Annotated in this window: 28 protein-coding genes and 1 pseudogene; 9 read left to right on the top strand and 20 right to left on the bottom strand. The window is 32.6% G+C overall.

From position 1 onward, the window contains the following. Nucleotides 1-6: 6 nt before the first annotated feature. The 19 genes and pseudogenes from fliP to ABF633_RS06705 all read right to left on the bottom strand — a co-directional run bounded on the left by fliP (nucleotide 7) and on the right by ABF633_RS06705 (nucleotide 19,159). Nucleotides 7-768 carry a flagellar type III secretion system pore protein FliP gene (gene fliP, locus ABF633_RS06615; protein ID WP_415522863.1) on the bottom strand — a complete coding sequence of 254 codons (762 nt, stop codon included), beginning with the start codon at nucleotides 766-768 and terminating at the stop codon, nucleotides 7-9. Between the two features lie 113 nt (nucleotides 769-881). Then, complete coding sequence (locus ABF633_RS06620; protein WP_415522864.1) at nucleotides 882-1,283, bottom strand: flagellar biosynthetic protein FliO; 402 nt, start codon at nucleotides 1,281-1,283, stop codon at nucleotides 882-884. A gap of 65 nt (nucleotides 1,284-1,348) precedes the next feature. Next, nucleotides 1,349-1,852: a flagellar basal body-associated protein FliL gene (fliL, locus tag ABF633_RS06625; protein ID WP_415522865.1), complete on the bottom strand. Its 504-nt coding sequence runs from the start codon at nucleotides 1,850-1,852 to the stop codon at nucleotides 1,349-1,351. A 122-nt stretch (nucleotides 1,853-1,974) separates the two neighbouring features. After that, nucleotides 1,975-2,169 carry a flagellar FlbD family protein gene (locus tag ABF633_RS06630; protein WP_415522866.1) on the bottom strand — a complete coding sequence of 65 codons (195 nt, stop codon included), beginning with the start codon at nucleotides 2,167-2,169 and terminating at the stop codon, nucleotides 1,975-1,977. A 94-nt stretch (nucleotides 2,170-2,263) separates the two neighbouring features. Further along, nucleotides 2,264-4,546, bottom strand: coding sequence for a flagellar hook-basal body complex protein (locus ABF633_RS06635; protein ID WP_415522867.1), 2,283 nt, complete (start codon nucleotides 4,544-4,546; stop codon nucleotides 2,264-2,266). 93 nt (nucleotides 4,547-4,639) lie between these two features. Further along, entirely contained in the window at nucleotides 4,640-5,029 is a 390-nt protein-coding gene (locus ABF633_RS06640) for a TIGR02530 family flagellar biosynthesis protein (RefSeq protein ID WP_415522868.1), read from the bottom strand. Nucleotides 5,030-5,038: 9 nt separating this feature from the next. Beyond that, nucleotides 5,039-5,713: a flagellar hook capping FlgD N-terminal domain-containing protein gene (locus ABF633_RS06645; RefSeq protein WP_415522869.1), complete on the bottom strand. Its 675-nt coding sequence runs from the start codon at nucleotides 5,711-5,713 to the stop codon at nucleotides 5,039-5,041. 12 nt (nucleotides 5,714-5,725) lie between these two features. Then, nucleotides 5,726-8,233, bottom strand: a complete 2,508-nt coding sequence (locus ABF633_RS06650) for a flagellar hook-length control protein FliK (protein ID WP_415522870.1) — start codon at nucleotides 8,231-8,233, stop codon at nucleotides 5,726-5,728. Between the two features lie 4 nt (nucleotides 8,234-8,237). Beyond that, complete coding sequence (gene fliJ, locus ABF633_RS06655) at nucleotides 8,238-8,675, bottom strand: flagellar export protein FliJ (protein ID WP_415522871.1); 438 nt, start codon at nucleotides 8,673-8,675, stop codon at nucleotides 8,238-8,240. Between the two features lie 23 nt (nucleotides 8,676-8,698). Further along, nucleotides 8,699-10,006 carry a flagellar protein export ATPase FliI gene (fliI, locus tag ABF633_RS06660; protein WP_415522872.1) on the bottom strand — a complete coding sequence of 436 codons (1,308 nt, stop codon included), beginning with the start codon at nucleotides 10,004-10,006 and terminating at the stop codon, nucleotides 8,699-8,701. Between the two features lie 67 nt (nucleotides 10,007-10,073). Next, nucleotides 10,074-10,835 (bottom strand): flagellar assembly protein FliH, encoded by a 762-nt coding sequence (locus ABF633_RS06665; protein ID WP_415522873.1) that lies wholly within the window; start codon nucleotides 10,833-10,835, stop codon nucleotides 10,074-10,076. Further along, complete coding sequence (gene fliG, locus ABF633_RS06670) at nucleotides 10,819-11,832, bottom strand: flagellar motor switch protein FliG (RefSeq protein ID WP_415522874.1); 1,014 nt, start codon at nucleotides 11,830-11,832, stop codon at nucleotides 10,819-10,821. Before fliG ends, ABF633_RS06665 begins: the two co-directional genes overlap by 17 nt. 6 nt (nucleotides 11,833-11,838) lie before the next feature. Then, nucleotides 11,839-13,428, bottom strand: coding sequence for a flagellar basal-body MS-ring/collar protein FliF (fliF, locus tag ABF633_RS06675; RefSeq protein ID WP_415522875.1), 1,590 nt, complete (start codon nucleotides 13,426-13,428; stop codon nucleotides 11,839-11,841). 17 nt (nucleotides 13,429-13,445) lie between these two features. Continuing rightward, the gene (fliE, locus tag ABF633_RS06680; RefSeq protein WP_415522876.1) at nucleotides 13,446-13,766 is read right to left on the bottom strand and encodes a flagellar hook-basal body complex protein FliE; all 321 of its coding nucleotides are present in this window, start codon (nucleotides 13,764-13,766) and stop codon (nucleotides 13,446-13,448) included. Nucleotides 13,767-13,777: 11 nt separating this feature from the next. Further along, complete coding sequence (gene flgC, locus ABF633_RS06685) at nucleotides 13,778-14,212, bottom strand: flagellar basal body rod protein FlgC (RefSeq protein ID WP_415522877.1); 435 nt, start codon at nucleotides 14,210-14,212, stop codon at nucleotides 13,778-13,780. Nucleotides 14,213-14,215: 3 nt separating this feature from the next. Then, a complete protein-coding gene (gene flgB, locus ABF633_RS06690; RefSeq protein ID WP_415522878.1) occupies nucleotides 14,216-14,620 on the bottom strand; it encodes a flagellar basal body rod protein FlgB in 405 nt (134 codons plus the stop codon). 532 nt (nucleotides 14,621-15,152) lie between these two features. Continuing rightward, nucleotides 15,153-16,025 carry a flagellin gene (locus tag ABF633_RS06695; RefSeq protein ID WP_415522879.1) on the bottom strand — a complete coding sequence of 291 codons (873 nt, stop codon included), beginning with the start codon at nucleotides 16,023-16,025 and terminating at the stop codon, nucleotides 15,153-15,155. A gap of 130 nt (nucleotides 16,026-16,155) precedes the next feature. Beyond that, nucleotides 16,156-17,349, bottom strand: a complete 1,194-nt coding sequence (locus tag ABF633_RS06700; protein ID WP_415522880.1) for a DUF4317 domain-containing protein — start codon at nucleotides 17,347-17,349, stop codon at nucleotides 16,156-16,158. Nucleotides 17,350-17,559: 210 nt separating this feature from the next. After that, a pseudogene (locus ABF633_RS06705) lies at nucleotides 17,560-19,159 on the bottom strand (AAA-like domain-containing protein). A 203-nt stretch (nucleotides 19,160-19,362) separates the two neighbouring features. Between ABF633_RS06705 and ABF633_RS06710 the strand changes: the two are divergent. Then, nucleotides 19,363-19,485, top strand: coding sequence for a hypothetical protein (locus ABF633_RS06710; RefSeq protein WP_415522881.1), 123 nt, complete (start codon nucleotides 19,363-19,365; stop codon nucleotides 19,483-19,485). A gap of 52 nt (nucleotides 19,486-19,537) precedes the next feature. Here ABF633_RS06710 and ABF633_RS06715 read toward each other — a convergent pair whose 3' ends face one another. Further along, nucleotides 19,538-20,092 carry a transposase gene (locus ABF633_RS06715; RefSeq protein WP_415522882.1) on the bottom strand — a complete coding sequence of 185 codons (555 nt, stop codon included), beginning with the start codon at nucleotides 20,090-20,092 and terminating at the stop codon, nucleotides 19,538-19,540. A 556-nt stretch (nucleotides 20,093-20,648) separates the two neighbouring features. Here ABF633_RS06715 and ABF633_RS06720 point away from each other — a divergent pair. The 8 genes from ABF633_RS06720 (at nucleotide 20,649) to ABF633_RS06755 (ending at nucleotide 25,274) form a co-directional block, all read left to right on the top strand. Further along, the gene (locus ABF633_RS06720; protein ID WP_415522883.1) at nucleotides 20,649-21,266 is read left to right on the top strand and encodes a reverse transcriptase N-terminal domain-containing protein; all 618 of its coding nucleotides are present in this window, start codon (nucleotides 20,649-20,651) and stop codon (nucleotides 21,264-21,266) included. A gap of 54 nt (nucleotides 21,267-21,320) precedes the next feature. Further along, on the top strand, nucleotides 21,321-21,497 hold the full coding sequence (locus ABF633_RS06725; RefSeq protein WP_415522884.1) for a hypothetical protein: 177 nt from the start codon (nucleotides 21,321-21,323) through the stop codon (nucleotides 21,495-21,497). 100 nt (nucleotides 21,498-21,597) lie between these two features. Further along, nucleotides 21,598-21,948 carry a hypothetical protein gene (locus tag ABF633_RS06730; RefSeq protein ID WP_415522885.1) on the top strand — a complete coding sequence of 117 codons (351 nt, stop codon included), beginning with the start codon at nucleotides 21,598-21,600 and terminating at the stop codon, nucleotides 21,946-21,948. 79 nt (nucleotides 21,949-22,027) lie between these two features. After that, nucleotides 22,028-22,408, top strand: a complete 381-nt coding sequence (locus ABF633_RS06735; RefSeq protein WP_415522886.1) for a tyrosine-type recombinase/integrase — start codon at nucleotides 22,028-22,030, stop codon at nucleotides 22,406-22,408. A 57-nt stretch (nucleotides 22,409-22,465) separates the two neighbouring features. After that, complete coding sequence (locus ABF633_RS06740; protein ID WP_415522928.1) at nucleotides 22,466-22,834, top strand: tyrosine-type recombinase/integrase; 369 nt, start codon at nucleotides 22,466-22,468, stop codon at nucleotides 22,832-22,834. Next, nucleotides 22,827-23,813: a tyrosine-type recombinase/integrase gene (locus tag ABF633_RS06745; protein WP_415522887.1), complete on the top strand. Its 987-nt coding sequence runs from the start codon at nucleotides 22,827-22,829 to the stop codon at nucleotides 23,811-23,813. Before ABF633_RS06740 ends, ABF633_RS06745 begins: the two co-directional genes overlap by 8 nt. Further along, nucleotides 23,800-24,813: a site-specific integrase gene (locus ABF633_RS06750; RefSeq protein ID WP_415522888.1), complete on the top strand. Its 1,014-nt coding sequence runs from the start codon at nucleotides 23,800-23,802 to the stop codon at nucleotides 24,811-24,813. The genes ABF633_RS06745 and ABF633_RS06750 overlap by 14 nt, the downstream gene beginning before the upstream one ends. 134 nt (nucleotides 24,814-24,947) lie before the next feature. Next, nucleotides 24,948-25,274 carry a reverse transcriptase domain-containing protein gene (locus ABF633_RS06755; protein ID WP_415522889.1) on the top strand — a complete coding sequence of 109 codons (327 nt, stop codon included), beginning with the start codon at nucleotides 24,948-24,950 and terminating at the stop codon, nucleotides 25,272-25,274. The last annotated feature ends 11 nt before the right edge of the window (nucleotides 25,275-25,285 follow it).

A 25,285-nucleotide genomic window follows, 5' to 3' on the forward strand; every position in this document is an offset into this window, starting at 1 on the left:
TTCACCTCACGAAAAACTTAAAATAAGTGATTTAACTACTAAATACCAGCCATCTACCATTACAAATAAGAGAATTTTAAAGGGCAGCGACACCATGGCAGGCGGCACCATGAACATACCCATGGACATAAGTATACTGGCCACTACAAAGTCTATAATCATAAAGGGAATAAAGAGCAAAAATCCTATTATAAAGGCCGTCTTCAGTTCACTTATTATAAAAGCTGGTATAACAACATGTATTGGCGTATGATCTGTGTCAGTTTTTGGATCCATTTTTGCCGCATCCATAAATAACTGGAGATCCTTCTGCCTTGTCTGCCTGAGCATAAACTCCTTTAAAGGTTTCTCTCCAGCAGTAATGGCCTGCTGCTGACTTATCTTATTATTTACATAAGGCTGAATGGCATTATTATTAATTGTTGTGTATGTAGGCATCATTATAAAAAATGTTAAAAATAGTGCTAGTCCAATTATTACCTGATTAGGTGGTGCACTTTGTGTTCCCAAGGCATTTTTTAAAAAACCAAGTACTACTATAATTCTTGTAAAGCTGGTAGTCATAATAATTATAGATGGAAGCAAAGTGAGTATTGTAAGCATTATAAGAAGTTTTATGTTATCTACATAATCTGTAGGACTTGATGCATTGTCTACAGATACATTTACCTTTGGCACAGGTATAGTTGGAGCTGCATATGTATTTTTTCCAATAAAAAATATACAAAATAAAATCAAAATAGATATTATACAAGCTTTTTTCTTCATTCTAATCTTCCTCTTTAATCTTAAGTATGTGAAAATAAATAACAATTGAAATATGCTGTCTATATTTTGTATTATACAGGGAAACAGGTCGTAATAATAGTGCTATCATATTGCTATTTCTTTTCTTTCCTCACAATTTTATCCTTTAGTGTTTTTAAAAACTCACTTTTGTCCCCAATGTTCAATTTATCTTTAAAATCCTTATAAAATTCATTAAAATTTTTATATTGAGTCACTGTTTTGGACTCTTGAATTTTTTTTATTTCTTCACTATATAATTCCATTAGAATTTCCAGCTTGTTTCCACTGCTTGAAAAAACATATCCCTTTTCTCCAATTTGTATTACCAAAAGGCTGTTTTCCTTTGTAAGGGGAAGTCTCTCTAATACCTTCATGTAGTTTCCATTTTGCATATTTTGCAGCTTATTCCCACCATATTTTATGCTTACGTATATTAGAGGTAAAATAACTAAAAGTGCTGCTACAAGCTTTAAAATCATTAACAATATTGGCATCTACTTACCACCCTTGTTTATTTGCATATTCAAATAGACAATTCAATTATTTATTTGAATATGCCCTATTGAACTACTAATTCGTCAAAATACACATGGCTTATTTTTCCATTTTTAAGTATTGGATTTACTGCATTAAGTATCTGCTGTTTTGTATCCTCTATACCCTTTCCAGTAAAATCAGAAGCCTTCTTGCTTCTCAATATACTATTAACTGCATCACTTAAAATAGGCTTTTTATTTACAGTTTCACTCTCTAACTCACTTTTAAGTTTGCCGCTTTTAGCATCATAGCCAAAACTAACCTTTACCTTTAAATATCTCTGTGCGTCAGTATCCGATAGATTTACTACAGCTTCATCCAGGGAGTAAGTATTCTCATCTGCTGAGGTAATGGTAACCGCTGAGGCAGTATTATTTGATGCATTACTTGCATGCAGCTTTGATGCCCCGCCAAAGAAGAAAATATAACTTCCAAAGGCTCCAATTAAAACAATAAGCAGCACTAATAATATTATAATTATTTTACCTACTCCATCTGCTTTGTTTCCATTTTTCTTTTCACTCATAGACTCATCTCCTCTTGTAAATAAATTAAAAATGAATTTTTTAATGTTGTAAATTTATTTACAAAGTATTGTATTCTCACAATTATTTTATCAATAATAGGTTTAATAAATAAATTTTATATTTATCTATAATTTGAATTATAAATCCTCTTTTTAAATAATATTATCTTATCTATAACTTCATCTGCAGTTTCCTCTACCAGATATTTATTTCCATTCATCAGGGTTATTACCGTTTCAGGTATCTCTTCAATCTTTTCAATATTATCTGAATTAATTATAAATTCCTTATGATTCATTCCGGTGAGCTTTATCATAAATTAACCTGCTTTCTTTAAGTTTGTTTGTGGGCCAGACCCAAATACCCACCAGATCTGGCCCACAAAAATTAGTTATAGCCTATGTTTAAAATTATCTTACCAAGTTTATTATATCCTGTAAAACCTGGTCTCCAGTTGTAATAGTCTTACCATTGGCCTGGAAAGCTCTGCTTGCCACAATCATATCTGTAAATTGCTGAGCCAGGTCTACATTTGACATTTCAAGCATTCCCTGAAGAGTATCTCCATAACCATTACTGTTATCATCACCACTGGTATTTATACCACTTTTTACAACAGCATCTCCCGAGTTAACTGACACTGCATATAAATTATTTCCCTGCTTATCTAATCCTGCTGGATTTTTAAAGGAAGCCATAGCAATCTGTCCCAGTGTTGCAACTCTCTTATCTTCAAGAGTAGCAGTTATAACGCCATCCTTATCTATAGAAAAACTTGTCACTCTAAGATCCTGTCCTGTAGCAGGGTCGTGTACAGTGTCAGGTATTCTTAAACTCTTTAAGTTGTTATCATAAGAATAAAGTTCTTTAGTTCCATCTACAAAATTTATAACTCCATTATTAGTTATACTCTCTACTGGAGTACCACCTGACAATTGTCCAGAAGTTGTACCATTTATAGTTATTGGTGTACCACCAACCGCTATTGGTTGATTTATTCCCTTTAAAGAAAGCTGATTAGTAAGTGCTGCCTGTACTTGATTTGTAGTTACTGCTCCTGGAGTTACAAAATCTCCATTTACTGTTATAGTATGTTTATTTGTATCAATATCAACAGAGGTAGTTGTACCTGCTGAAATAGTTCCAATATTAATTGTATATCCGTTTAAAGCAGATCCTATTCCTGGTGTAAAATTTATTCCTCCAGCAGAAACAGCAATTGGTGCTGCAGCATTAGCTCCTCCATTAATTATATTTGAAGAAGTGTTTGACAGTAGTGTTGGTGTACCACTTACATTGACATTTGTCCCAAGCGGCAATCCTACTACTGATGATAATGCACCCTGGTAGTCTGCAGCTGACATATTGTTTATGTTTCCATTTATAGTTATAACAGTTCCAGCTAAGCTAGCAGTAGCTGGTGTTGGTCCATTAATATTTCCAAATTGTATTGTATATCCTGACCAAACTCCATTACCACTAGCATCTTTAAAACTAATATTAAGTCCTCTATAAGATACATTACCGTTAGCATCAATACCATTAGATGGACTAATATTCATAGGTGAACCACTAACACTTACAGTAGCTCCTGCTGGAAGTGCTGGAACAGCCGTCTGTATGGCAGTTTGTACAGCATTTGCTGTAATGGCATTTGCATTTGTGAAATCTCCATTTATTGTTATGGTCTGATTTACCGTATCTATATTTGCTGAAATCGGATTAGAACCAGCAGGAATATTTGGTGAAACATTACCAAGTCTGATAGTATATCCATTTAACTGTGAGCCCTGATTAAAACTAAAAGTAAAGCCCCCTGCTGAAACATTTTGTGGTGCGGCTGGATCTACACCATTTGCATAGGCACTAGACGCAATTCCATTAATTGGTGTAGAATTTCCAACTACAGAAACGATCTGCGCTATACCAGCCTGAGATAATGCATTATTCACAGCAGTCTGAACTCCTGCTGATGAAACCGCATTAACAGCACTAAAATCTCCATTTAATATTATCTTTTTATTAGTCTTATCCACTGTAGCAGTAGCTGTAGTGCCTGCTCCTACATCACCTAAAGCTATACTGTATCCATTCAAAGCTTCACCAGGTCCAAATTGAAAATTAAAACCTCCAGCATTTATAACATTAGGAGCTGTAGCAGTAGCTGCAGTATTGGTTGGATCATTTGATAGTGAATATCCCATAATTCTATATCCATTTGAAGTCAAAAGATTTCCCGCATCGTCAAGAGCAAAAGAACCATCTCTTGTATATAAAAGCTGACTTCCTGAGGCTGAAAGTGAATTTGCGTCCACATTATGTGATCCCACTGCCTGATTAACATTTATAGTATTATCACGAAAAATTGCCGGTCCTTTGCCCACCATAAAATAGCCATCACCATCTACAGCAACATCTAGATTTCTATTTGTAGACTGCATTGTTCCCTGACTAACTATAGTATCTATACCAGCCAGTTGAGTTCCAAGACCTACCTGACTTGGATTGGTACCACCCTGTGATGTAGAAGCTGACCCTGCATCTGCCACAGTTTGACTTAACATATCCTGAAATCTTGTTCTCGATGCTTTAAAAGCCGTAGTTCCCTCGTTGGCTATATTATTACCGATTACGTCCAAAGCTGTCTGATTTGCCTGCATACCTGATATTCCTGAATTCAATGATCTTAACATATTATACCTCCATTAATTTAAATTTATTTTATGGTATACTTTTTTGGGTTTCCATCAATCCACCCTTTGTAACTTCCTTTATTAAGGTCCAGTTTAAAGTAAAACCACACTATCCACATTGGTAAAAACATTATTTTTAGCGGATTCTTTATCAACAGCTGTTATTACAGTTCTGTTTTTTACACTAGTCACAAGTGCCACATCCTTATACAATATGACAGAGTTTGTACATCCCTTTTTCTCTGCCTTATTTATGCCTTCATTTATATTTTTCATATCCTGCTCATTAAAACTTATATTTCTGCTATTAAGTCTTTCTTCAGCATGCTTTGACATAATAAAGCTATCATTTTTACTAATTTCATCCTTTAATATGTTATTAAAATTTAAATTAGTTTTAATTTTTTCAGATACTTTTTTTTGTGAAAAGCCTTCAATTGGTTCTATAGGATAAACTTGTCCATTTATTACTCTATAACTCATATTTAACCTTTATTCATTACTTGAGTCAGTACTATCAGTTGATGTAGTACTTTTATTAGTATCTGTGGAATCTGATGTAGTACTGGTTCCAGTGTTATTATTTGTACTAGTATTGGATGAAGTACTACTATTTGTACTAGTACTGGATGAGGTACTAGTAGTACTATTACTTGTACCACTTCCTGATGTGGTATTACTGCTTGTACTATCACCATCAGATTTAGTCCCTGGATTAACCTGTGTAATATCTCCATAATCAAAATCTTTAGTAATAGCTTTTCCATTGTCAGTAGTATCTACAGATAATGTTATTGCATCACCATCTTTTGTTACGGATTTAACTATACCCATATAGTTATTTCCTAAGCTGTCCAGCGAATTAAATTTAACATTTACACCAATAAGATTAGCTGCTGAATTCAGCGTCATAGTTGAATTCAAATTTGCCATCTGCTCCAGAGATGAAAACTGTGCAAGTTGTGCAACATACTGGGTTGAATCCTGATTACTGCTATTTGTTGGATCCTGATTGGATAGTTCAGCTGAAAGTATCCTTAAAAATGAATTTTTGTCAATTTCCTGACCCTTTTTTACGATCTTTGTACCTTTATTTGTAGCCCCAGAACTTGTAACCGCTGACTGGTAACCTGTAAGAATGGGTGTACCATTAGTTGTATTAGCCATAATATACCTCCTTTATACTAAAACATTAACATTATTATTTTCAGCTATTTCATTTTCTAATTTATCCTGGCTTTCATTTAAATTATTATTTAAATTTAAATTACTGCTCTGATTATTAGTGTTTTCATTTTGTCTGCCATCAAACTGACTAAAATTACTGTTGTTACTGAAATAAGTTGTATCATTGTTGTATATATTTATATCCAGACTGTGTATCTTAATATGGTTATTATTTAAGCTATTACTTATTTCATGTAAATTAGAATTCAACAGATTATAAGCATCCTTGTTAGTTGCAGTTATAGTTGCTTTCATAATACCACTATCTGAGGTTATCTTTATCATTACTTCTCCTAATTCCTTTGGCATTATTTTTACAGTCATATCTTTTACATTATTGTCTTCCATATAACTTAAACTTTTAATTATATCTGAAGTAAAATTAGTTTTATTTATTACCGTTGGCTGTATATCTTCATTTTGTCTGCTGCCATTGGCATTGTTCAATGTAAACTGATTCATAATATTAATTACTTTAGAATATTGGTTGTCAGAATTATCATTATTTATAAGTTGTCTCAAAAAATCATTATCTTTATTTTGTGACAAATTATCTGCTGACAATGATTTGTTAACTGATGTCTTATTATTTTCATTTAAATTCTCAAGTTCTGATAAAATATTCTTTAATGTGCTTATTTCTTTAGCATCTAACAGACTACTATTTTTATTTTCCTGTGGATTCTCTAGGATACCATTTTTTGTACTATCTGAAGTTCCATCTGTCTTAATTTGATTTATATGATTCTGCTGCAAAATACCAGATGTATTAATCAATTCTAAAGATTTCAAATTAGTAGTAGTTTGTGATATACTTTGATTTTCACCATCAATATTTTTAATGTTATTGCCAGCATTGATGATATTATCATTACCTAACAAATCATTTCCTGACAATGATTCATTAACTGATGTCTTATCATTTCCATTTAAATTCTCAAGTTCTGATAAAATACTTTTCAATGTGCTTATTTCCTTAGCATTTAGTAAACTATTATTTTTATCTTCCTCGCTGCTATTTTGTATGGCAAGTACCTTAGAGGAATTTTTTAGATTTAATTTATCAGATAAAAAATTATTTTTATTAGCAGCTAAACTACCCTCACTGTGAGCTCCAAAAGAAATTACTTTCTTTAACTCATTCACTATACGTCCTATAAATTTTTCATCACCTAAAGTCTCACCTATTTCAATTTGGTTTATATGGTTCTGCTGGAAAATATCAGATGTATTAATCAATTCTAAAGATTTCAAATTAGCAGTAGTTTGTGATATACTTTGATTTTCACCATCAATATTTTTAATGTTATTGCCAGCATTGATGATATTATCATTACCTAACAAATCATTTCCTGACAATGATTCATTAACTGATGTCTTATCATTTCCATTTAAATTCTCAAGTTCTGATAAAATACTTTTCAATGTGCTTATTTCCTTAGCATTTAGCAGACTATTATTTTTATCTTCCTCGCTGCTATTTTGTATTCCAAATACCTTAGAAGAATTTTTTAGATTTAATTTATCAGATAAAAAATTGTTTTTATTAGCAGCTAAACTAGTTTCACTGTGAGTTCCAAAAGAAATTACTTTCTTTAACTCATTCACCATATGTCCTATGAATTTTTCATCACCTAAAGTCTCATCTATTTCAATTTGGTTTATATGGTTCTGCTGCAAAATATCAGATGTATTAATCAATTCTAAAGATTTCAAATTAGCAATAGTTTGTGATATACTTTGATTTCCAAAATCAATATTTTTAATGTTATTGCTAGCATTGATGATATTATCATTACCTAACAAATCATTTCCTGACAATGATTCATTAACTGATGTATTGTCATTTCCATTTAAATTCTCAAGTTCTGATAAAATACTTTTCAATGTGCTTATCTCTTCATTACTCAATACACTATTGTTTTTATTATCTTGTATATTCTCTAAATCAACATTTTTTGTACCGTCTGAAATACCCTTAATATCTGATATAATTAAAGAAATTTTAGAATTTATGTCATTCAATGAAAATTTATTCTCTCCAGCGGCTATAGTGTCTACTTGTTTTATACTATCAACGAATTCATTTATTACAGATGAATTACTATCTGTAATGCTTTCCTTCTGAATATTAACTGCCTTTGACTGCTGACACATCAAAGCAAGTAGTTCTTGAATATTTTGTCCTATTTTTCCAAGCAATTGTTTCTTACTGGAAATGTCTTTTAAATTATTGTGTTCATCAGATTTTTCTACGGTATTATCATCTTTATCTGATGATGAACTACCCAAATCATTACTATATAAATCAACTTTGTCACCTGACTTACTATCTGATGCTTCACCTAAAAAATCTTGAAATTTCGAACTATTGCTATTTTTAACCGCCTTATTTCCTTTTGTTACATTAGAGACAGCAATTATATCCTTAATACTAGTTGATATATTTATTTCACTCACCCTTTCACCTCCTTTCAAATTTTCTTATAAACCCATACAATGCAAATTCGTCATTAGCTTTTTGTTCAGCTAAATTCTGTTCTCTAACAAACCTAGCCTTTTGCTTATCTCTTAAAATTTCCACGGTCTTTCTGTCTATCTGCTTTTGCTTAAGTTCCTCCCTATGCTGATCTAGTTGAGTTTCTTTATTTGTAAGTTCCCTACTGGCCTGATCAATGCAACCTGAAAGAGAGTTTAAATAAGCCTGTGTCATTTTTTGCTGAACAATGGAACCGTATTTTCTTTCTTCGCTGAATTTTTTATAATTATCATTTAATTTTTCAAGACTTTTCTCTGCATTAATTTTTTCCTGCTGTGATTTTTTAAAATTAATTTTGCTCTCTTCTTCTTCATCTTTTCTTATATCTAAAAGCTTTTGAAGCCTGAATTTAAAGTTTTCCATAATATTTACCTCTCGTAAATAAATCAACTAAACATCTGAACCAGTTTATTTCTACTTTCTTCAAAATTCGACTTTTCATTTATTTCCTGCTTCAAATAATTAACAATATGATCATGATAATGTATTGCTATATCTATCTTTTTATTGCTTCCCCTCACATAGGCCCCTAAGTTTATTAAATCCTCAGAATCATGATAGGTTGCAAGTAAATCTCTGGCGGCAGAAGCTGCCTGTTTGTGATCATCATCGGCTATTTCTGACATAAGTCTGCTTATACTTTTCAAGGTATCAATAGCAGGATAATGGTTTTTTGCAGCTAAATCCCTTGATAATACTATATGACCATCCAAAATACCCCTTACAGCATCTGCTATAGGTTCGTTAAAATCATCTCCATCTACAAGCACTGTATAGAAAGCAGTAATAGAACCCTTATCTGACATACCAGACCTCTCCATAAGCCTTGGAAGCATAGCAAAAACAGAAGGTGTATATCCTTTAGTAGCTGGAGGCTCTCCAATAGCAAGTCCAATTTCTCTCTGAGCCATAGCGAATCTTGTGACAGAATCCATCATGAGTATAACTTTTTTCCCTTGATCCCTAAAATATTCTGCAATGGCTGTAGCTGTAAAAGCTCCCTTTAATCTTACCAAGGCAGGTCTATCTGAAGTAGCACACACTATAATTGACTTCTTCATTCCTTCCTCACCAAGATCTTTTTCGATGAAGTCAAGAACTTCTCTTCCTCTTTCACCTATAAGAGCTATTACATTTACATCAGCCTTAGCTTCTCTTGCTATCATACCTAAAGTTGTACTTTTTCCTACTCCACTACCTGCAAATATTCCTACTCTTTGACCTTCACCACAAGTTAAAAATCCGTCTATAGCTCTTACACCTGTATACATTACATCTTTTATTCTTCTCCTTTTAAGTGGATCAGGAGGGTCGCTGTCAAGCTTGTAATAGCTGCCCCTATCTATTTTTACATTGTCCAAAGGCTTACCAAGACCATCTAGCACTCTTCCAAAAAGTTCGTCTGAACATTTAACATTAAGAGGTTTTCCAGTAGGCACAACTCTGCATCCTGATGCTATTCCTATAAGCTCACCTAAGGGCATTAATATTATATTTTTCTCTCTAAACCCTACCACTTCACATTCTACAGGAGTATTTTTCTCATTATATATTTTACAAACTTCACCTACAAAGGCTTTGATTCCTTCTACTTCAATAGTAAGACCTATTACCTTACTAACTACGCCTTCCACATAGGCTGTACTGCACTCTTCTACTTTTCTCATCAATGCATTAAAGTCCAAAGAAATCATATGTATTCTCCTCATTATGTGTCTTCAAATAAATAACTAATCAATATATTTATTTTTTTAAGATACATTAATTCATAAGTTCTTCTTTTATCTTTTCTAAACCTATACTTATACTCAATTCAATCTTGCCATTGTCCTTTTCAATAATGGCACTGTCATTCTCTATGAAATTATCTTCTATAACAAATATCTCACCTTTTAAAGGTATTTGTTTCTTCCAAAGTTCCACAGCATCACTTAGTGAATTATAATGAAGACTGTTGCATTTTATAATTATAAGAGCACTATTTTTAGCTGTAGACACTGCATCATAGATCATGTCATCAATGCCCTGTTCTTCTTTAACTTCTCTCTTTAAAATTTGCTTAGCGATAAAAAGAGCCAATTCTTTTATATTTACTTGCTTATCCAAAAGATATTTTTCATATTGGATTTTTGCACTATTAATAAGATTAGAAGCATTGTTTTCAGCATTAGACATAATATTATCAGCTTCTGCTTTGTTTTTTTCTATAGTTTCATTGTAAGAATCATTATAGCCCTGCTGTTTTCCTTCTTCATAGCCTTTATTATGGGCTTCATTTTTCATAAACTCAGCATCATTAATAGCTTTAACCCTTATGTCTTCTGCTTCTAATTTTGCCTTTTCTATAATAGCCTTAGCAATTTCATCAAATTTATCTATATTTTCACTACCATTATTTTTTATTATATCTTTAATTTCTTCCAAAGACTGCTGCTTCTCTTCTATATTACTTTCTGTAATTATTTCTTTTTTCCCTTGAGCAATTACTTTAGTATTCTTAATAACACTAGACGATAATGGCATCTTCTCCACCTCTCGCAATTACTATTTCACCGGCGTCATCCAATCTTCTTATTATGCCAACAATCTTCTGCTGTGCCTTTTCCACATCAAGAAGCCTTACTGGACCCAGGAACTCTATATCCTCCTTTAGTGCAGTAGAAGCTCTCTTAGATTGATTTCTGAAGATACAGTTTGCCACCTCTTCTGAAGAGCCTTTAAGTGCCAATGCCACATCCTTATTATCAAGCTCTCTAAGAACTCTTTGTATAGAAACATCATCCATAGTAACAATATCCTCAAATACAAACATAGATTGCTTAATTTTTTCAGCAAGTTCTTGATCCTCTTTTTCAAGTTCTTCTGTAATGTTCTTTTCAGTAGTTCTATCCACCTGATTAAGAATGTCAACTATTGTTTCCACTCCTCCAAGTACAGTTACATCAGATCTAACCACGGAGGACAATTTAGTATTCAACACCTTTTCAATTTCCTTTATTACCATAGGCGATGTATTACTCATAGTTGCAATTCTATAGGCTACTTCACCCTGAAGCTCTTCTGATAAAGCTGACAGTATCTGACCTGCTTTATCAGCTTGAAGGTAACAAAGTATAAGTGCTATAGTTTGTGGATGCTCACTATTAATTACATTTAACAATTGATGAGCATCCGCTTTTCTTGCAATAGAAAAGGGTCTATACTGTTCTGTAGCCTCTACAACTTTTTCTAATATTTCTTTAGCCCTTTGACTTCCAAGAGCCTTTGAAAGTAGATCTTTTGCATATTCAATTCCACCTTCAAGTAAATACTCTTTAGCCTTATTCATTTCTATAAACTCTGCCAGTATTCCCTGTCTTTGCTCTTTTGTAACAGAAGTCATATTTGCTATTTCATAGGTAATCTTTTGTATTTCCCTTTCAGGTAATCTTTTTATTATTCCTGCCGATGTCTCCGGCCCCAAAGTTATAAACAGTATAGCAGCCTTTTGTATTCCAGTTAATTTTTTATCAGTAGCCATATACCATCACCCCTCATTTTCTGAAATCCAAGCCTTAACGACATCAGCAACCTGATCTGGTTTCGTGCTAGCATATTTTTTAACTTCGTTTTCTATATGTGATTTTTCATCTTCCTGTTCAAAGTCTATAGGATCATATTTAACCTGTTCCTTTGGTACTATACTGTCATCAATTATAGCATCAAGACTTGTAGTCTCATCTTCATCTTCTTCTGCTGCTTTTCTTCTCCTTCGCACTAGCACAATTATACCTGCTGCAATTGCAGCTATTACAGCTGCAGCCCCTATGCCAATTGCAGTATATAGTCTCATTCTTTGCTGTTGCTGAGCCTGCTGATTCATCTGATTTAATGCGTTTCTTGCATTATTTTGAAGTGTAGTATCAAATCTCATTCCCTCAACACTAATACTGTCACCTCTTTGCTGATTAAAACCTACAGCCTGATTTACTATATTGTTTATAGATGCCTGTTCATTTGCGGGTATATTAGCTTCATTCACCACTATAGAAACTGTTAACCTGTTTATATTTCCAGGTGCTACTTCTGTTTTTGTTTCCACTCTATTGGTGTCATAATTTCTAATGGTTTCGTTATGGGTGGCATTACCATTATTATTGTTATTATTATTAACTATTTGATTAGAATTAACATTATTATTTGTAGGACTTGCCCCTGCTGCTGCAGTAGTACCACCTGGAGTCACGTCATTAGTATTATGTTCACTTATTACTGTTGGATTGCTTATAGTTGTAGAATTTTGCTGAGTGGAATCAAAATTCATATCAGCATGAACCTGTACTTTAACATTATCCCTGCCATAAATAGGTACTAATTGATTTAATACTTTTTCTTGAAGTTGTTGTTCTTCCTTTGCCTCTATATCATTTCTTTGAGCAGTAGTTGCAGACACATCTTGATTGCTGCTGTTATTTAAGTCACTACTTAGTAAGGTCATATTGTCATCTACCACCTGTACATCATTGGGTGATAAATTCTTAACCCCTCCAGATACTAAGGATACAATTGCCTTTACTTGATTTTTAGTTAAAGTTTGTCCTGGTTTCATCTTTAAAAATACAGAAGCCTTAGCAAGAGAGCCATCTCTAACAAAAACTGAATTATCTGGCATAACTATTTGAACTCTTGCATTGTCAATCTGTGGGAAACCTTTAATAGTCCTCTCCAGTTCTCCTTCCAATGCCCTCTGATACTGTACATTAAACTGCTGATCTGTCATTCCAAGCTGACTGCTGTTATCAAATAGTTCAAAACCTACACTGCCGCCTTTTATTGAAGTAGCATATTGTAATCTTAAATCATCTACTTTGTTTTCCGGTACATAAATAGTGTTTGTACTGGAATCTACTTTATATTCCACTTTATCTGATTTTAATTTAGTTATGATGGCAGCTGAATCATTGGCATCCATATTGGAAAATAACACTCCATATTTTGTTTTACTTGAAGTTATGCCAAATACCGTTATAGCTGCTATTAATCCCACAATTAAAACGCCAATTACTATCTGCTTAGTTCTGCTTAAATCTAACCATTTATTTTTAAGCTTACCAAAAGTCTCTAAAAGCTTATTCATCTCATGCGCTCCCTATATTACACTTGCATTCTGTTTAATTCCTGATATGCCTCAACAATTTTATTTCTAACTTGCACTGCCAATTGAAGAGACATCTGTGCTTCCTGTCCTGAAAGCATAACCTGATGTACATCCACATTGTCCCCTTGTATGAATTGGTTAGTAATATTATCTGCAGCCACCTGTTGAGCATTAACTCCATCTAGCTTATCCTTTAATATAGAAGAAAAATCTAAACCACCATTGGTGTCAGTATTCACATTATTATTTGTGTTTGTTCCTACCATACTATCTAGCTTTGCTATGCTGTTACTTGGAATAAATTGATTTATATTCATAATTATCGCCTCTACCTTCCTATTCCTAATGCTGCTGAAAACATACTCTTTTCTGCTCCTATAGCGCTTACATTAGCTTCATAGGCCCTTGTGGAGGATATTAAATCTGCCATCTCATTTAATATATCTACATTGGGCATTGAAACATAGCCATTGGCATCTGCATCTGGATCACCTGGATCATAAACCCGTTTAAGGGGGGAATTATCATTCACAATTCCAACAGCCTTAACGCCCTTTAACTGATTTTCATACTGGCCAGTACCTAGATTCAGTTCTTTATCCAGATTTTCCTGGAATACAGCTATCTTTCTTCTATAAGGCTGCCCTGTTTGTTCACTTCTTGTAGTATTCACATTAGCTATATTGGATGAAATTGTATCCATTCTCAGTCGTTCAGCAGAAAGACCACTAGAACTAATATTCAAAGCATTGAAAGCTCCCATTTATTAATTACCTCCAGTTATTACATATTTTTTAGCGGAAATCATGCCATTGGCCTTATTTATTAATGCTTCATACATTAATGTATTTTGCGCTTGATTAGCCATTTCAGCATCAATATCTACATTATTTCCATCATTTTTCATACTGGCTGTAGTATCCTGTTTCACGCTGATTTCTCCAAAACCGCTTCCATCACTCATGTGCAAAGGATTATCCTTTTTCATAGTTATATTATCCATACTATTCTTAAGAGTATCCTCAAAGGATACATAATATCCTTTATAACCTGCAGTATTGACATTCGCTACGTTATTAGTTATAACCTGTCCTCTCGTACTTGCTGCATCCAAGGATTTTTTAACTAAATCATAGGTAAATTGGCTTTGAGAAATGTTACCAATCGACACAATATCATCTCCAATCTTGACATTAAATTATTTATTATTATTAAATTCTTCAATATATGCTACTTTTAATTATATGATAAATTATATTACATAATAATACAATATTTGTTATTAATAAATTTTTTCTAATATTCACATAAATTTTAAACTTAAAAAATAATGTTATTAAAATTTAAATTTAAATCATAAAACTATTATAGTAAACTTTTATTAAATATTCTATAAAATTATTTAAATTTATATATATATTAATAAAATTTTACAAATGTTTTACCACATTAAGGCACTTTTATAGCTTTTATGTAATTTTTATGTAATTTTTGTCATTTAGTAGAACTTCTTTGTACTGTCACCCATAAATAAAGTTCTATATATAAGATAAGCTTTTTGCTGCAAATTTAAATATTCACTTTATAAAATATTTAAATTAAAAATACAATAATATAAAAAAGCTGATGTTTTTAGCTCCTAAACTAAAAATATCAGCTTTAAACTTCTATATGATTGATTAAAATCAATAAAATACTACATCTTATCTAACTCGACTTAATATATTTAATATGTCCTGAGGAAATTTGTTTGTCTGTACCATCATCGCTATGCCTGCATCTACCAATATACCTGATTTAGAGTATTCCATTATTTCAGTAGCTATATCTGCATCACTTATACTGCTGTCTGCATCTTGAATCTTATCAGATATTTCATTAGTGTTATTAAAACTATCATTGAATCTATTCTCTATTCCACCATAAACACTTCTAGCATGTACTACATTCTCTATAGCTGAATCCACTAAACTAAGATTTGCATCTACAGAATTTTTAGATACATCTACAGTATCTAAAGTATTCCCTGTGGAATCCTGCATACCTGTTGTAACATTAAATCTTGGTATAACAACACTATCTCCCGGATTTGCACCTACTGCTGCAGTTATTGTGGAGGCTGGATTTTTATTGTCATAAGGCACTCCACTTGTTGGTGAACTGGCATTCAATAGTTTAACACCATTGAATTCAGTATTGTTTGCTGTATTATTAATATCCTGTTTTATCTGATCAATTTCCAGCTGAATATTTTTCTTATCTTCATCTGTGATCCCCGCTGCCCCAGAAGATACAACAAGTTGCCTCATTCTTTGAAGATCATCACTTATATTGTTCATACCACCTTCTGCTGCCTGCAACATACTTATTCCATCCTGTGAATTTTTTGCCCCAGCTTGAAGTCCACGTATTTGCATATTCATTTTTTCACTTTTAGCCATAGCATTGGGGTCATCCTGTGCACTATTTATTTTCTTCCCTGAACTTAATCTATTTAAAGCTCCGCTTTGATTATTAAGGTTTTTTGTATATGCATAATATATATTTAATGATGCTAAGTTATGACTTAATCTCATTTTATCAACTCCACTTAAAATGTTTTTTACTTTCTATAATTATCGAAGAATTTAAATGAAGCTTTATACCACTAGAGTAAAATTTTTAATTTTCCAAATTAACGCCATATAATTCCAAGTCACAGTTACCCTAGTGCAAGATTTTTGCCAACGGAGTGAGCTTGCTACTCTCTTCACCTTCCATTTCTAACTTAAATCCATTTATCTCTACATCTTCACTTAATTCAATTACAAGGCATCTAGTACCATTTTTATTAACAACTTGTTTAACTGAACTTAAATCTCTTGGATTAATAATTATACTAGTATCTTCATTTTCAATTTTTATGGATTTACTTTTAAAATCTGGAATTATATTTTTTACCTTAAACTCGTAATCTCCTCCACAGATTTCTTCAAAAGAACTTTCTAAAACTTCAGTATTCTCTATTCCACTATCTTCTAAAACCCTCTTAATTTCTTTCATATTCATAGTAGGTTCCTCTTCGTCCATACTATCTTCTAATTTTTCATTTATTTTTTCATAAATTTCCTGCATAGCATCAGCTTTTATTTTATCACCAATTACATCATTCAATATAGCATTAAATCTCTCTTTTTCTTCTACAGCAGTCTGTTTTATACTACAATTTAAAACCTCTTCAACAAATTTCAAATTCAATTGTTTTGATTTTGAAGAATAATATACAACTTTATTTACATCCATATTTCCATCACTAAAACTAGGAAACATAAATCCATCTAAAGGTGAATTTAAATTTATTGTAGTATCTAAGGCAGAATTAGGTTTAAAGGCCCTTTCTTCATAGTCAAATTTCAAAACTCTTTTAGGAATATCTACTTTGTTTATACTACATAAAATGAACTGGATAGCTTGTACAGAATCTTCTATTGATTCATCTATTTCTTCTCTTCTTTTCTTGCTTCCTTTGTAGTACTCAGCTTTTACAAAATTTATTACTATATCTGTGTCATATGTATAGTTTTGAGATATTTTTTCTACTATTTTATCAGCATATTCTGCTACCCTTTCTTCTGAACTCAATGCCTTATATAATACATTTTGTGTACTTTCTACTAAGTTTTCACTGTTAAAATCCAATTCAAATATTTTTGTATCTATGGTTCCAGTAAGAATCTTTTTAAAATTATTTAAATAAAGTTCCTTTTTCTCAATTTCTAACATATCAAAATAACTAAGTTCTTTTTTTATAATTTCATTATTGTCTTTTTTTAAATATATACTATATACTTCTTTTATAGACATCATATAGCTGTTTAATTTAAATTCTTTTCTTAAGTCAGCCAAATCTTTTTTATTCATAATCATTACCTCAGCTTTCTCTTTAGGATAATTACATCCTAATAATATAAATTTAAGACTCCAATTTATAATTTTATGCCAATAAATATTATTCTACTCAAAAGCTATAAATCCTCTAAAAATTCTATTTGCCTAATACAATGTCCGAATTATAATGCTAATGACCCTGAGATGATTGTTAAACTAAATTTTCATCCCAAGGGTCATACTTTAAGAGTAAACTTCCACAATTTTCTTTTCCTTTTCATTAATTTTAACCGTTACTTCTTCTACCTTTCCTGCCACTCCTTTAACTTTTCTAAAATCAAATATTAAAAGATAGCCTTGTTCTAACCCATACTGCTCTAAATATTTGCCTAGTTGTACAAGTCCTTTTTCATGATACTTATCTCCACGCCATATTTTCAGCTCCAATATATACATCTTTTTATTATAAGTTATAGCTATATCAAACCTTTTCTCTTCTCCACCTTTTCTCTTCTCCACCTTTTACTTCCTTAAAGGCAAAACCTGTGCCATTTATTATAGGACTTAAAAAAGCAAGAAATAATAATCTTCCATCTTCTTCTAAAAAGCCTTCTCTTCTCTCTGAATACTCATGTTTCATGAAATACTGAAACTTTAATAATACTTTAGCTATATCCAGGCTTCCATCTTTTTTTATAAATTCTGATCTTTCATTGTAAAAACCTAAATTCGTAGAAGTCTCTATTATAGAACTCATATAATCGTATATTTTTTGTTCGTAAATTCTATTATGAAGCTTTAATTTTCCCTGCTCATCCTTAAATATTCCATATATTACACCCAAGTTTATAGTAGAATTATCTTTATTATAAGTAATTTCACTACCATCTACCGTTATCTTCTTTATCAATTCTTTTAAAGCAATATTATTTTCTAGATTTTTGATCAAACTATCAAAATTAGTATTGCTATCTTTTAAAAATTCTTTAACAGCTCTGTCCATATATTCCTTATCCCACTTTAGTTGTTTTATATCCATAATTTTTTCATCTATTATTTTACAAAGCTTACTCACAAGAAAAGGATATCCTGAAGTGTAAAAATAAAGTCTATCTGAAAAATACTCTTTATCTAATTTTACTCCTTTATTTTTTATGTAATCTTCCAACATAGTACCTATTTCTTCCTTTGAAAAACTCATATCCACATCAAAATCTGAAGCTATATTCCAAGGACTGTTGTATTTGTGCTCTTCATCTGATCTTATCTTTAGTTTTAAACTCTTTACATCATGTACACCTGCTAATATTACACTATGAAAAGTCTTATCTTTCCCCGAATTTCTAAGTAAATATTTGTTTCTCAACATACCTAAAAAGCTCAAAAACATCTGATTGTTACTGCTTTTATCTACTTCATCTATCATAATTACTACTTTTTTATTAACTTTTATAATGAACTTTGTTATAGCTCTTGATAAATCATTAAATGTCTGAATTTTATTCTTTTGTTCTTCCAAAAAGTCAGCCAAATCTTCATAATGTAAAAATAAGCTATCAGCCACTATTTGTAAAAATACTTTTACAAAGCGCTGCTCTTCTTGAAAAATCAAATCTCCTACACCTTCAAAGCTTATTGATATAGTTAAGTACTCAATATTTTTATCAAGGTTTTTTTCAAGCATATATAAAGTGGTTGTTTTTCCGTACTGCCTTGGTCTGTTTATTATAAAATACTCTTCATTTTCTATGAACTCCATTATATCATTTAATTTTTCTGATATATCTACCATATAATGCTTCTCTGGTATACATGTCCCCGTAACATTAAATTTCTTTTCCATTATTCTCTCACCCCACTTCTTGTATATATTTTACCACATTACATAACTCTTTAAACACAAAAAAACTGCAAAATATAAAGTCTACAGTTTCCTCATTTTCATCCATTACATCAGCTCATTCACATTTACTATTTTTTTCAAGTAACAGTTATCGTTACAAATAAGGCATTGAAAAAGGCAAAGAAGAAACTACCGTGAATCTTTTGAAGCTTGTAATCGATACAGAAATTATAGCTAAAAGCACAGGTTTAAGTTTAGAAAAAATACTTGAACTTAAGAAAAAATATGAAAACCAGAAGTTTAAGGATAATAAAAATAGAGACTAACATTGAAATATCAATTCTTTGTTAGTCTCTTTGAATATTAGCCTAATAACATTTAACTAAACTTACTAATTGCAGACTCAACAAATCCCTTATACAATTCTCTATTCTTGTCTTTAAAATATGATAATATTTTATCACTACAACTTAATTTTTCTTTTTCATTACCAATGTACATAGAATAACTACTCCATTTATAAAATTCTGGTTTTTGGACCATCTTTGCTCTTACAGGATTTAAATGAATATATCTACTGGCCTCTAATACATAATTATCTTCCTGCATTATTTCTGCATTATACCTATCTTGAAATAAATGTCCTACATAATTATATTTGTTATTAAAGTTTCTTGCATAAGACTTATTTATTCGGCTCATTAAATACCATATATGTTTTTCATTTGTTTTTATTTGAAGATGAATATGATTTGTCATTAGAGTATACACAATAAGCTCATAACTATTCTCATAATAATCCATAGCTTCTTTCAAGTTTTCCAAATAAACTAAATAATCCTGATCATCTTTAAATATATCACTTCTCCTATTCCCCCTACAGGTTACATGATACATTGCGTTAGGATACCATAGTAATTTTTTCTTTGGCATTGAATTCTCCCCATTCACTTTATTCTTATAGGAAGGTACGAAAAGAAGTCGCTAATTATTAGTGTTTCATTGGAAACTGCGTTAGTTACTAGGCGTATCCCCGCTTGAAGCCGCACTCTGAGTAATCGGTTTGTAGATTGCATGAGAGTTAAGTACCTAATGGCATTGCTTTACGCAGAAGCAATACTGGGTTAGGGGAAAAATGGAAAGTATAAACGTAGAGTTGAACCTTTGTAATCTTCGTCAAAGAAGATAAGCGTACTGCGAAGTAACAAGCTTAATATGGATAGAAAAGATTGAATCGTCCTCCAATCGTGCAGTAACCCATATATCCATCGGAGTAGAGAAGGATGCTTACCCATTTGAATCTAATATTAGTGGAACTTGGTAAGCCCTTTGTGTTCCTCGAGAGAGGTAGGGTAATCGTAAGAAAACTACAATACCAGAGAGCAAAGGAGTGTGGAGAAAGCGAATGCCAGTAGGACGAAAGTCCAGGGGAAAGAATAACCTGCTGGATAGGGTTTGATAACCCGCTCGAAAGAGGGCAGACTTCCACATGGTCATCAACACGAAAAAAAACGTAAAGAAGAATCTTTTTAAGGAGAAACATGTTTTGAAAACTATTAAAAAATTTAATACGTCGGCTGTTTCTCCACATATACAGGACTGGACGCTAATTAACTGGAAGAAAGTATGTCAATATGTGAAGAAACTTCGCCAACGGATTTTTCGTGCCGAACAGTTGGGACAGAAAAGAAAAGTAAGAAAGCTTCAAAGACTAATGATTAGAAGTAATGCTAATTTGTTAATGTCAATTAAAAGAGTTACACAAAATAACAAAGACAAACGAACTGCTGGTGTTGATGCTGAGATTATACTCACTTCAAGTGACAGATTGAGATTATATAACCTTCTCAAGGGGTATAATATTAAATATATTATACCTAAGCCAGCAAAAAGATTATACATACCCAAGAAAAATGGTAAAATGCGTCCTTTAGGAATACCGGTCATAAAAGATAGGATATTTCAAAATATTGTTAAAAATGCTTTGGAGCCACAATGGGAAGCGAGATTTGGACCTTCTTCATATGGATTCAGACCTAAGCGAAGCGCCCAGGATGCTATTGTCAACCTATTCACTAAGCTATCATCTAGGAGTACAAGGCAATAGATATTTGAAGGTGACTTCAAGGGATGTTTTGATAATCTCAATCATCAATATATTATGGATAGTTTAACGGGATTCCCTGCTAAAGAAACTATATATAAATGGTTAAAAGCAGGATATGTTGATAATAACTCATTTAATAATACAGATTCTGGCACTCCTCAAGGTGGTTTATGCAAAGCTTCGCATAATCCGCCTTATGCAAAGAAAGTAATTATGCAAAGTAAACTTTGAAATATCGCATACTTACTGACTCTCTTTTTGGTTTACTTTGCATAATCTTCGTCAATGATAATAGAGTGAAAACTCAAAATTATTGAAGGAGGTATTTCTTTTGAAAAAGAAACCACTTAATGAATTATTACAGGACTTAGAGCAGGAACTGCTACGATTAGGCTACACAGAGGGTTCTATGAAATTTTATCATAACCGCTGGGAAAAAATCATAAAATTCGCAGAAGAGCGTAATGAGACTTATTACTCAGAACAACTGGGGATAGACTTTGTTGAGAAACATTTTCAGATTTTTAAAAAGGATTTCGATAAAACCTTGTGCCAGAAAGATACTCAAGAACTTCGCATCATCAGAATGATTGGAGATTTCCAACTCCATAATACCGTTTTAAGGCGATACTATAAACACAAACAACTTTTGATTGACCCTTACTATATGAAGTATAAGTAGTAATTTCAAAAATCACTGCAAATCCAAAGATTACTCAAAGGTGACTGTTGATCACTACGTAAATCAAGCAGAGCGATTTATGGATTACTTGCTTTCGCAAGGCATATATGATTGTCGTAATATGAGTCTCTCAATTATTCATGGCTATATCAAAACATTAGCTGGATATACTTACAAAACTGTGGAACAGAATATCTGCTCTATCCGTGCATTTTTAAGATATCTTCTGGAACAGGACATTTTAAAAACTGATTTAGCTGCAAAAACACCAATGGTTCAAGCCCGTAAACAGACAAGAATTCCCTCTGTGTGGACAAAGGAAGAACTAAGCGCACTTATAGGTGCTATTGACCGTGGTAGTCCAAAAGGGAAAAGGGATTATGCCATTATCCTTCTAGCTTGTATGTTGGGACTTAGGGTTACTGATATCAAGAACCTGACTTTTGACTGCTTTCACTGAGAAGAAAAAAGGCTGATATTTACCCAGTCCAAGACAAGAGAAACAGTTATACTCCCAATTCGATCCGAATTGGGATGGGCTGTCATTGATTATCTGAAATATGGTAGACCGAAGGTTGATTCATCCATCATATTTGTAAGGCATATGGCGCCATTCCTACCTTTTTCAGAAGGAGACCACTTAGCTCAACTAATACAAAATTATATGAGAACAGCGCATCTGCCTACGTTGAAAAAGCGTCGTGGTATGCACTCTCTCCGCCATACGGCTACATCGAAAATGCTTGAGCAGGGCACATCTCTAGTAGTCATTTCAGATATCCTTGGTTATACAGATACTGACTCAACATCAGTTTATTTGAAAGTGGATGTAGCTAAACTGAAGGAATGTTGCCTGGATACTGCGGAGGTAAGTGCCCATGAGTAATTATATTTTCAAAGGACCATTTGCAGAGAATATAGAAAACCACGTAAAATTAAAACAGGCTATCGGTTATAAGTACAATACTGAAGCAGATCATCTATTACGGTTCTCTACATTTACTGCTAAAAAGTATCCTGAAGCAAAAGAGCTTACAAAGGAAATTGTTATGGACTGGTGCTCGAAAAAGAGTTATGAGGCACAGGCCAATCAGTGTTCAAGAGCTTCTATACTACGGCAGTTTGCTATATATATGGATAGCATAGATATGAATCCATACATAATTCCAAAAGGCTATTTTCAAGTTGAAGAACACTATATTCCATATATTTATACTGTAGATGAATTACAGCGTTTTTTCAATGAGACAGACAAGTGTCATTATGTCAACGAATGCCCATATCGACATTTAATTATGCCTGTATTCTTCCGAATGGTTTACTCATGCGGTCTTCGTTCTTCGGAAGCAAGACTCCTTAAAGTAGAAGATGTAAATCTTGACACAGGGGTACTAACCATTCAGCATTCCAAGAAGGATAACTGTCGTTTTGTTCCAATGTCTGATGAATTAACAAGATGCTGCCGCGATTACTCCAATAATGTACATATGACGTCAAAGCGAAGCGATTTCTTTTTTCCGGGATTGAATAATAAGCCTATGACTATAGTTAATGTATATCATAACTTTCGACGATTCTTATGGAAGGCTGGTATTTCCCATGGAGGTCGCGGCAAAGGACCTCGTGTTCACGACTTCCGCCATACTTTTGCATGCCACTGTCTTAAACAATGGGTTCTCCAAGGAAAGGATCTTTCGGTTTACCTTCCAGTGTTAAAGACATATATGGGACATGATTCCTTTGAGGAAACTGCATATTATCTTAGAATGACTGCTGATGTATTCCCGGATATATCAATTAAGTTGGAAGGAAGCTTTCCTGGTATTATTCCTAAGTTAGAAGGTGCTGACCATGAGACCAACTGATTTTGCAATCCACCTTACAGGATTTCTGTCCGAATATCTTCCAAAACAAAAGAATGCAAGTAAGAATACGATAGTATCATACCGAGATACTTTCAAGCTATTGATTAGATACTGTAATGAGCAGAGAAATATACATGTTGAAAAGCTAAATCTAAGCATGCTAACGCATGAATTGATTATAGGGTTCCTTGAATGGCTAGAAACAGATAAAAAATGTAGAATTTCTACTAGAAATCAACGCCTTGCGGCTATACATTCCTTTTTTCGCTATGCACAGTACGAGGAACCAGAAGGAATTCTTCATTTCCAAAAGGTAATTTCTCTGCCGATTAAAAAGGCACAAAAGTCATCGATACCCCATCTAACACCTGAAGCTATGCAAGTCTTATTATCTCAGCCAGATAAAACTACTGCAAAAGGACGTAGAGATTTAACGCTTTTAGATATCCTTTATGATTCCGGATGTAGGGTACAGGAACTTGCTGATCTTAGGGTACGTGATGTTGTATTGAGCAATCCGGCAGCTCTTATTCTTACTGGAAAAGGAAATAAAATTCGCAGAGTTCCTCTTATGAAAAATACACTTACTTTATTGGAACACTACATTCAGGAGAATTCCCTTAATAAACTTTGGAAAAGCGATTATCCTTTGTTTACAAACAAACAACATAACAAGCTTTCTAAAGAGGGAATTGCATATATTATTTCTCAGCATGTACATTCAGCAAGAAGGATCTCAACGATAGTGCCCGAAAAAGTAACACCTCATATGTTTCGGCATAGCAAGGCAATGCACCTTCTTCAAGCTGGTGTCAATCTAATATATATACGATATTTCTTAGGTCATGAGGACATCAAAACCACAGAAATCTATGCCAAGTGTGATACCGAATTAAAACGTCAGGCCATTGAGAACGCATATCCTGATTTAGTTGACAGCAACTTACCTGATTGGAGTGAAGATTCAGCGTTGCTTGATTGGCTTTCCAAGTTAAAGTAGTCAGATATTATGCAAAGTAAATCCTACAACAATCCATCTAAATCAGTGCTTAGCTAGGTTTACTTTGCATAATCATCAACTTTGCATAAGGATAGCTTGTCTCACCTCCGCTAGCCAATATAGCACTACATGGTATGGAAGAAGAACTGGGCATTAGATACTATCTCAATAGAGGAAGACGTTATTTAGCTAGGAATTCGGTTGGAGTAACAATCTATGCTGATGATTTTGTAGTTGTATGCAAAACAAAAGAAGAAGCCACAAATATGTATGAAAAGCTTAAACCATATCTTGATAAAAGAGGATTAAAGCTTGCAGATGATAAAACAAAAGTTACACATATTAGTGAAGGATTTGATTTTCTTGGATTTAATCTGAGACAGTGTAAAACTAATAGTAAGATGCAACTACTAATAAAACCATCAAAGGCAAGTGTAAAAAAAGCCAGGGAAACGATATAAGAATGTTTTTA

This window comes from Clostridium sp., from assembly GCF_047718555.1.
In the GTDB taxonomy this organism is placed as follows: Bacteria; Bacillota; Clostridia; order Clostridiales; family Clostridiaceae; genus Clostridium_I.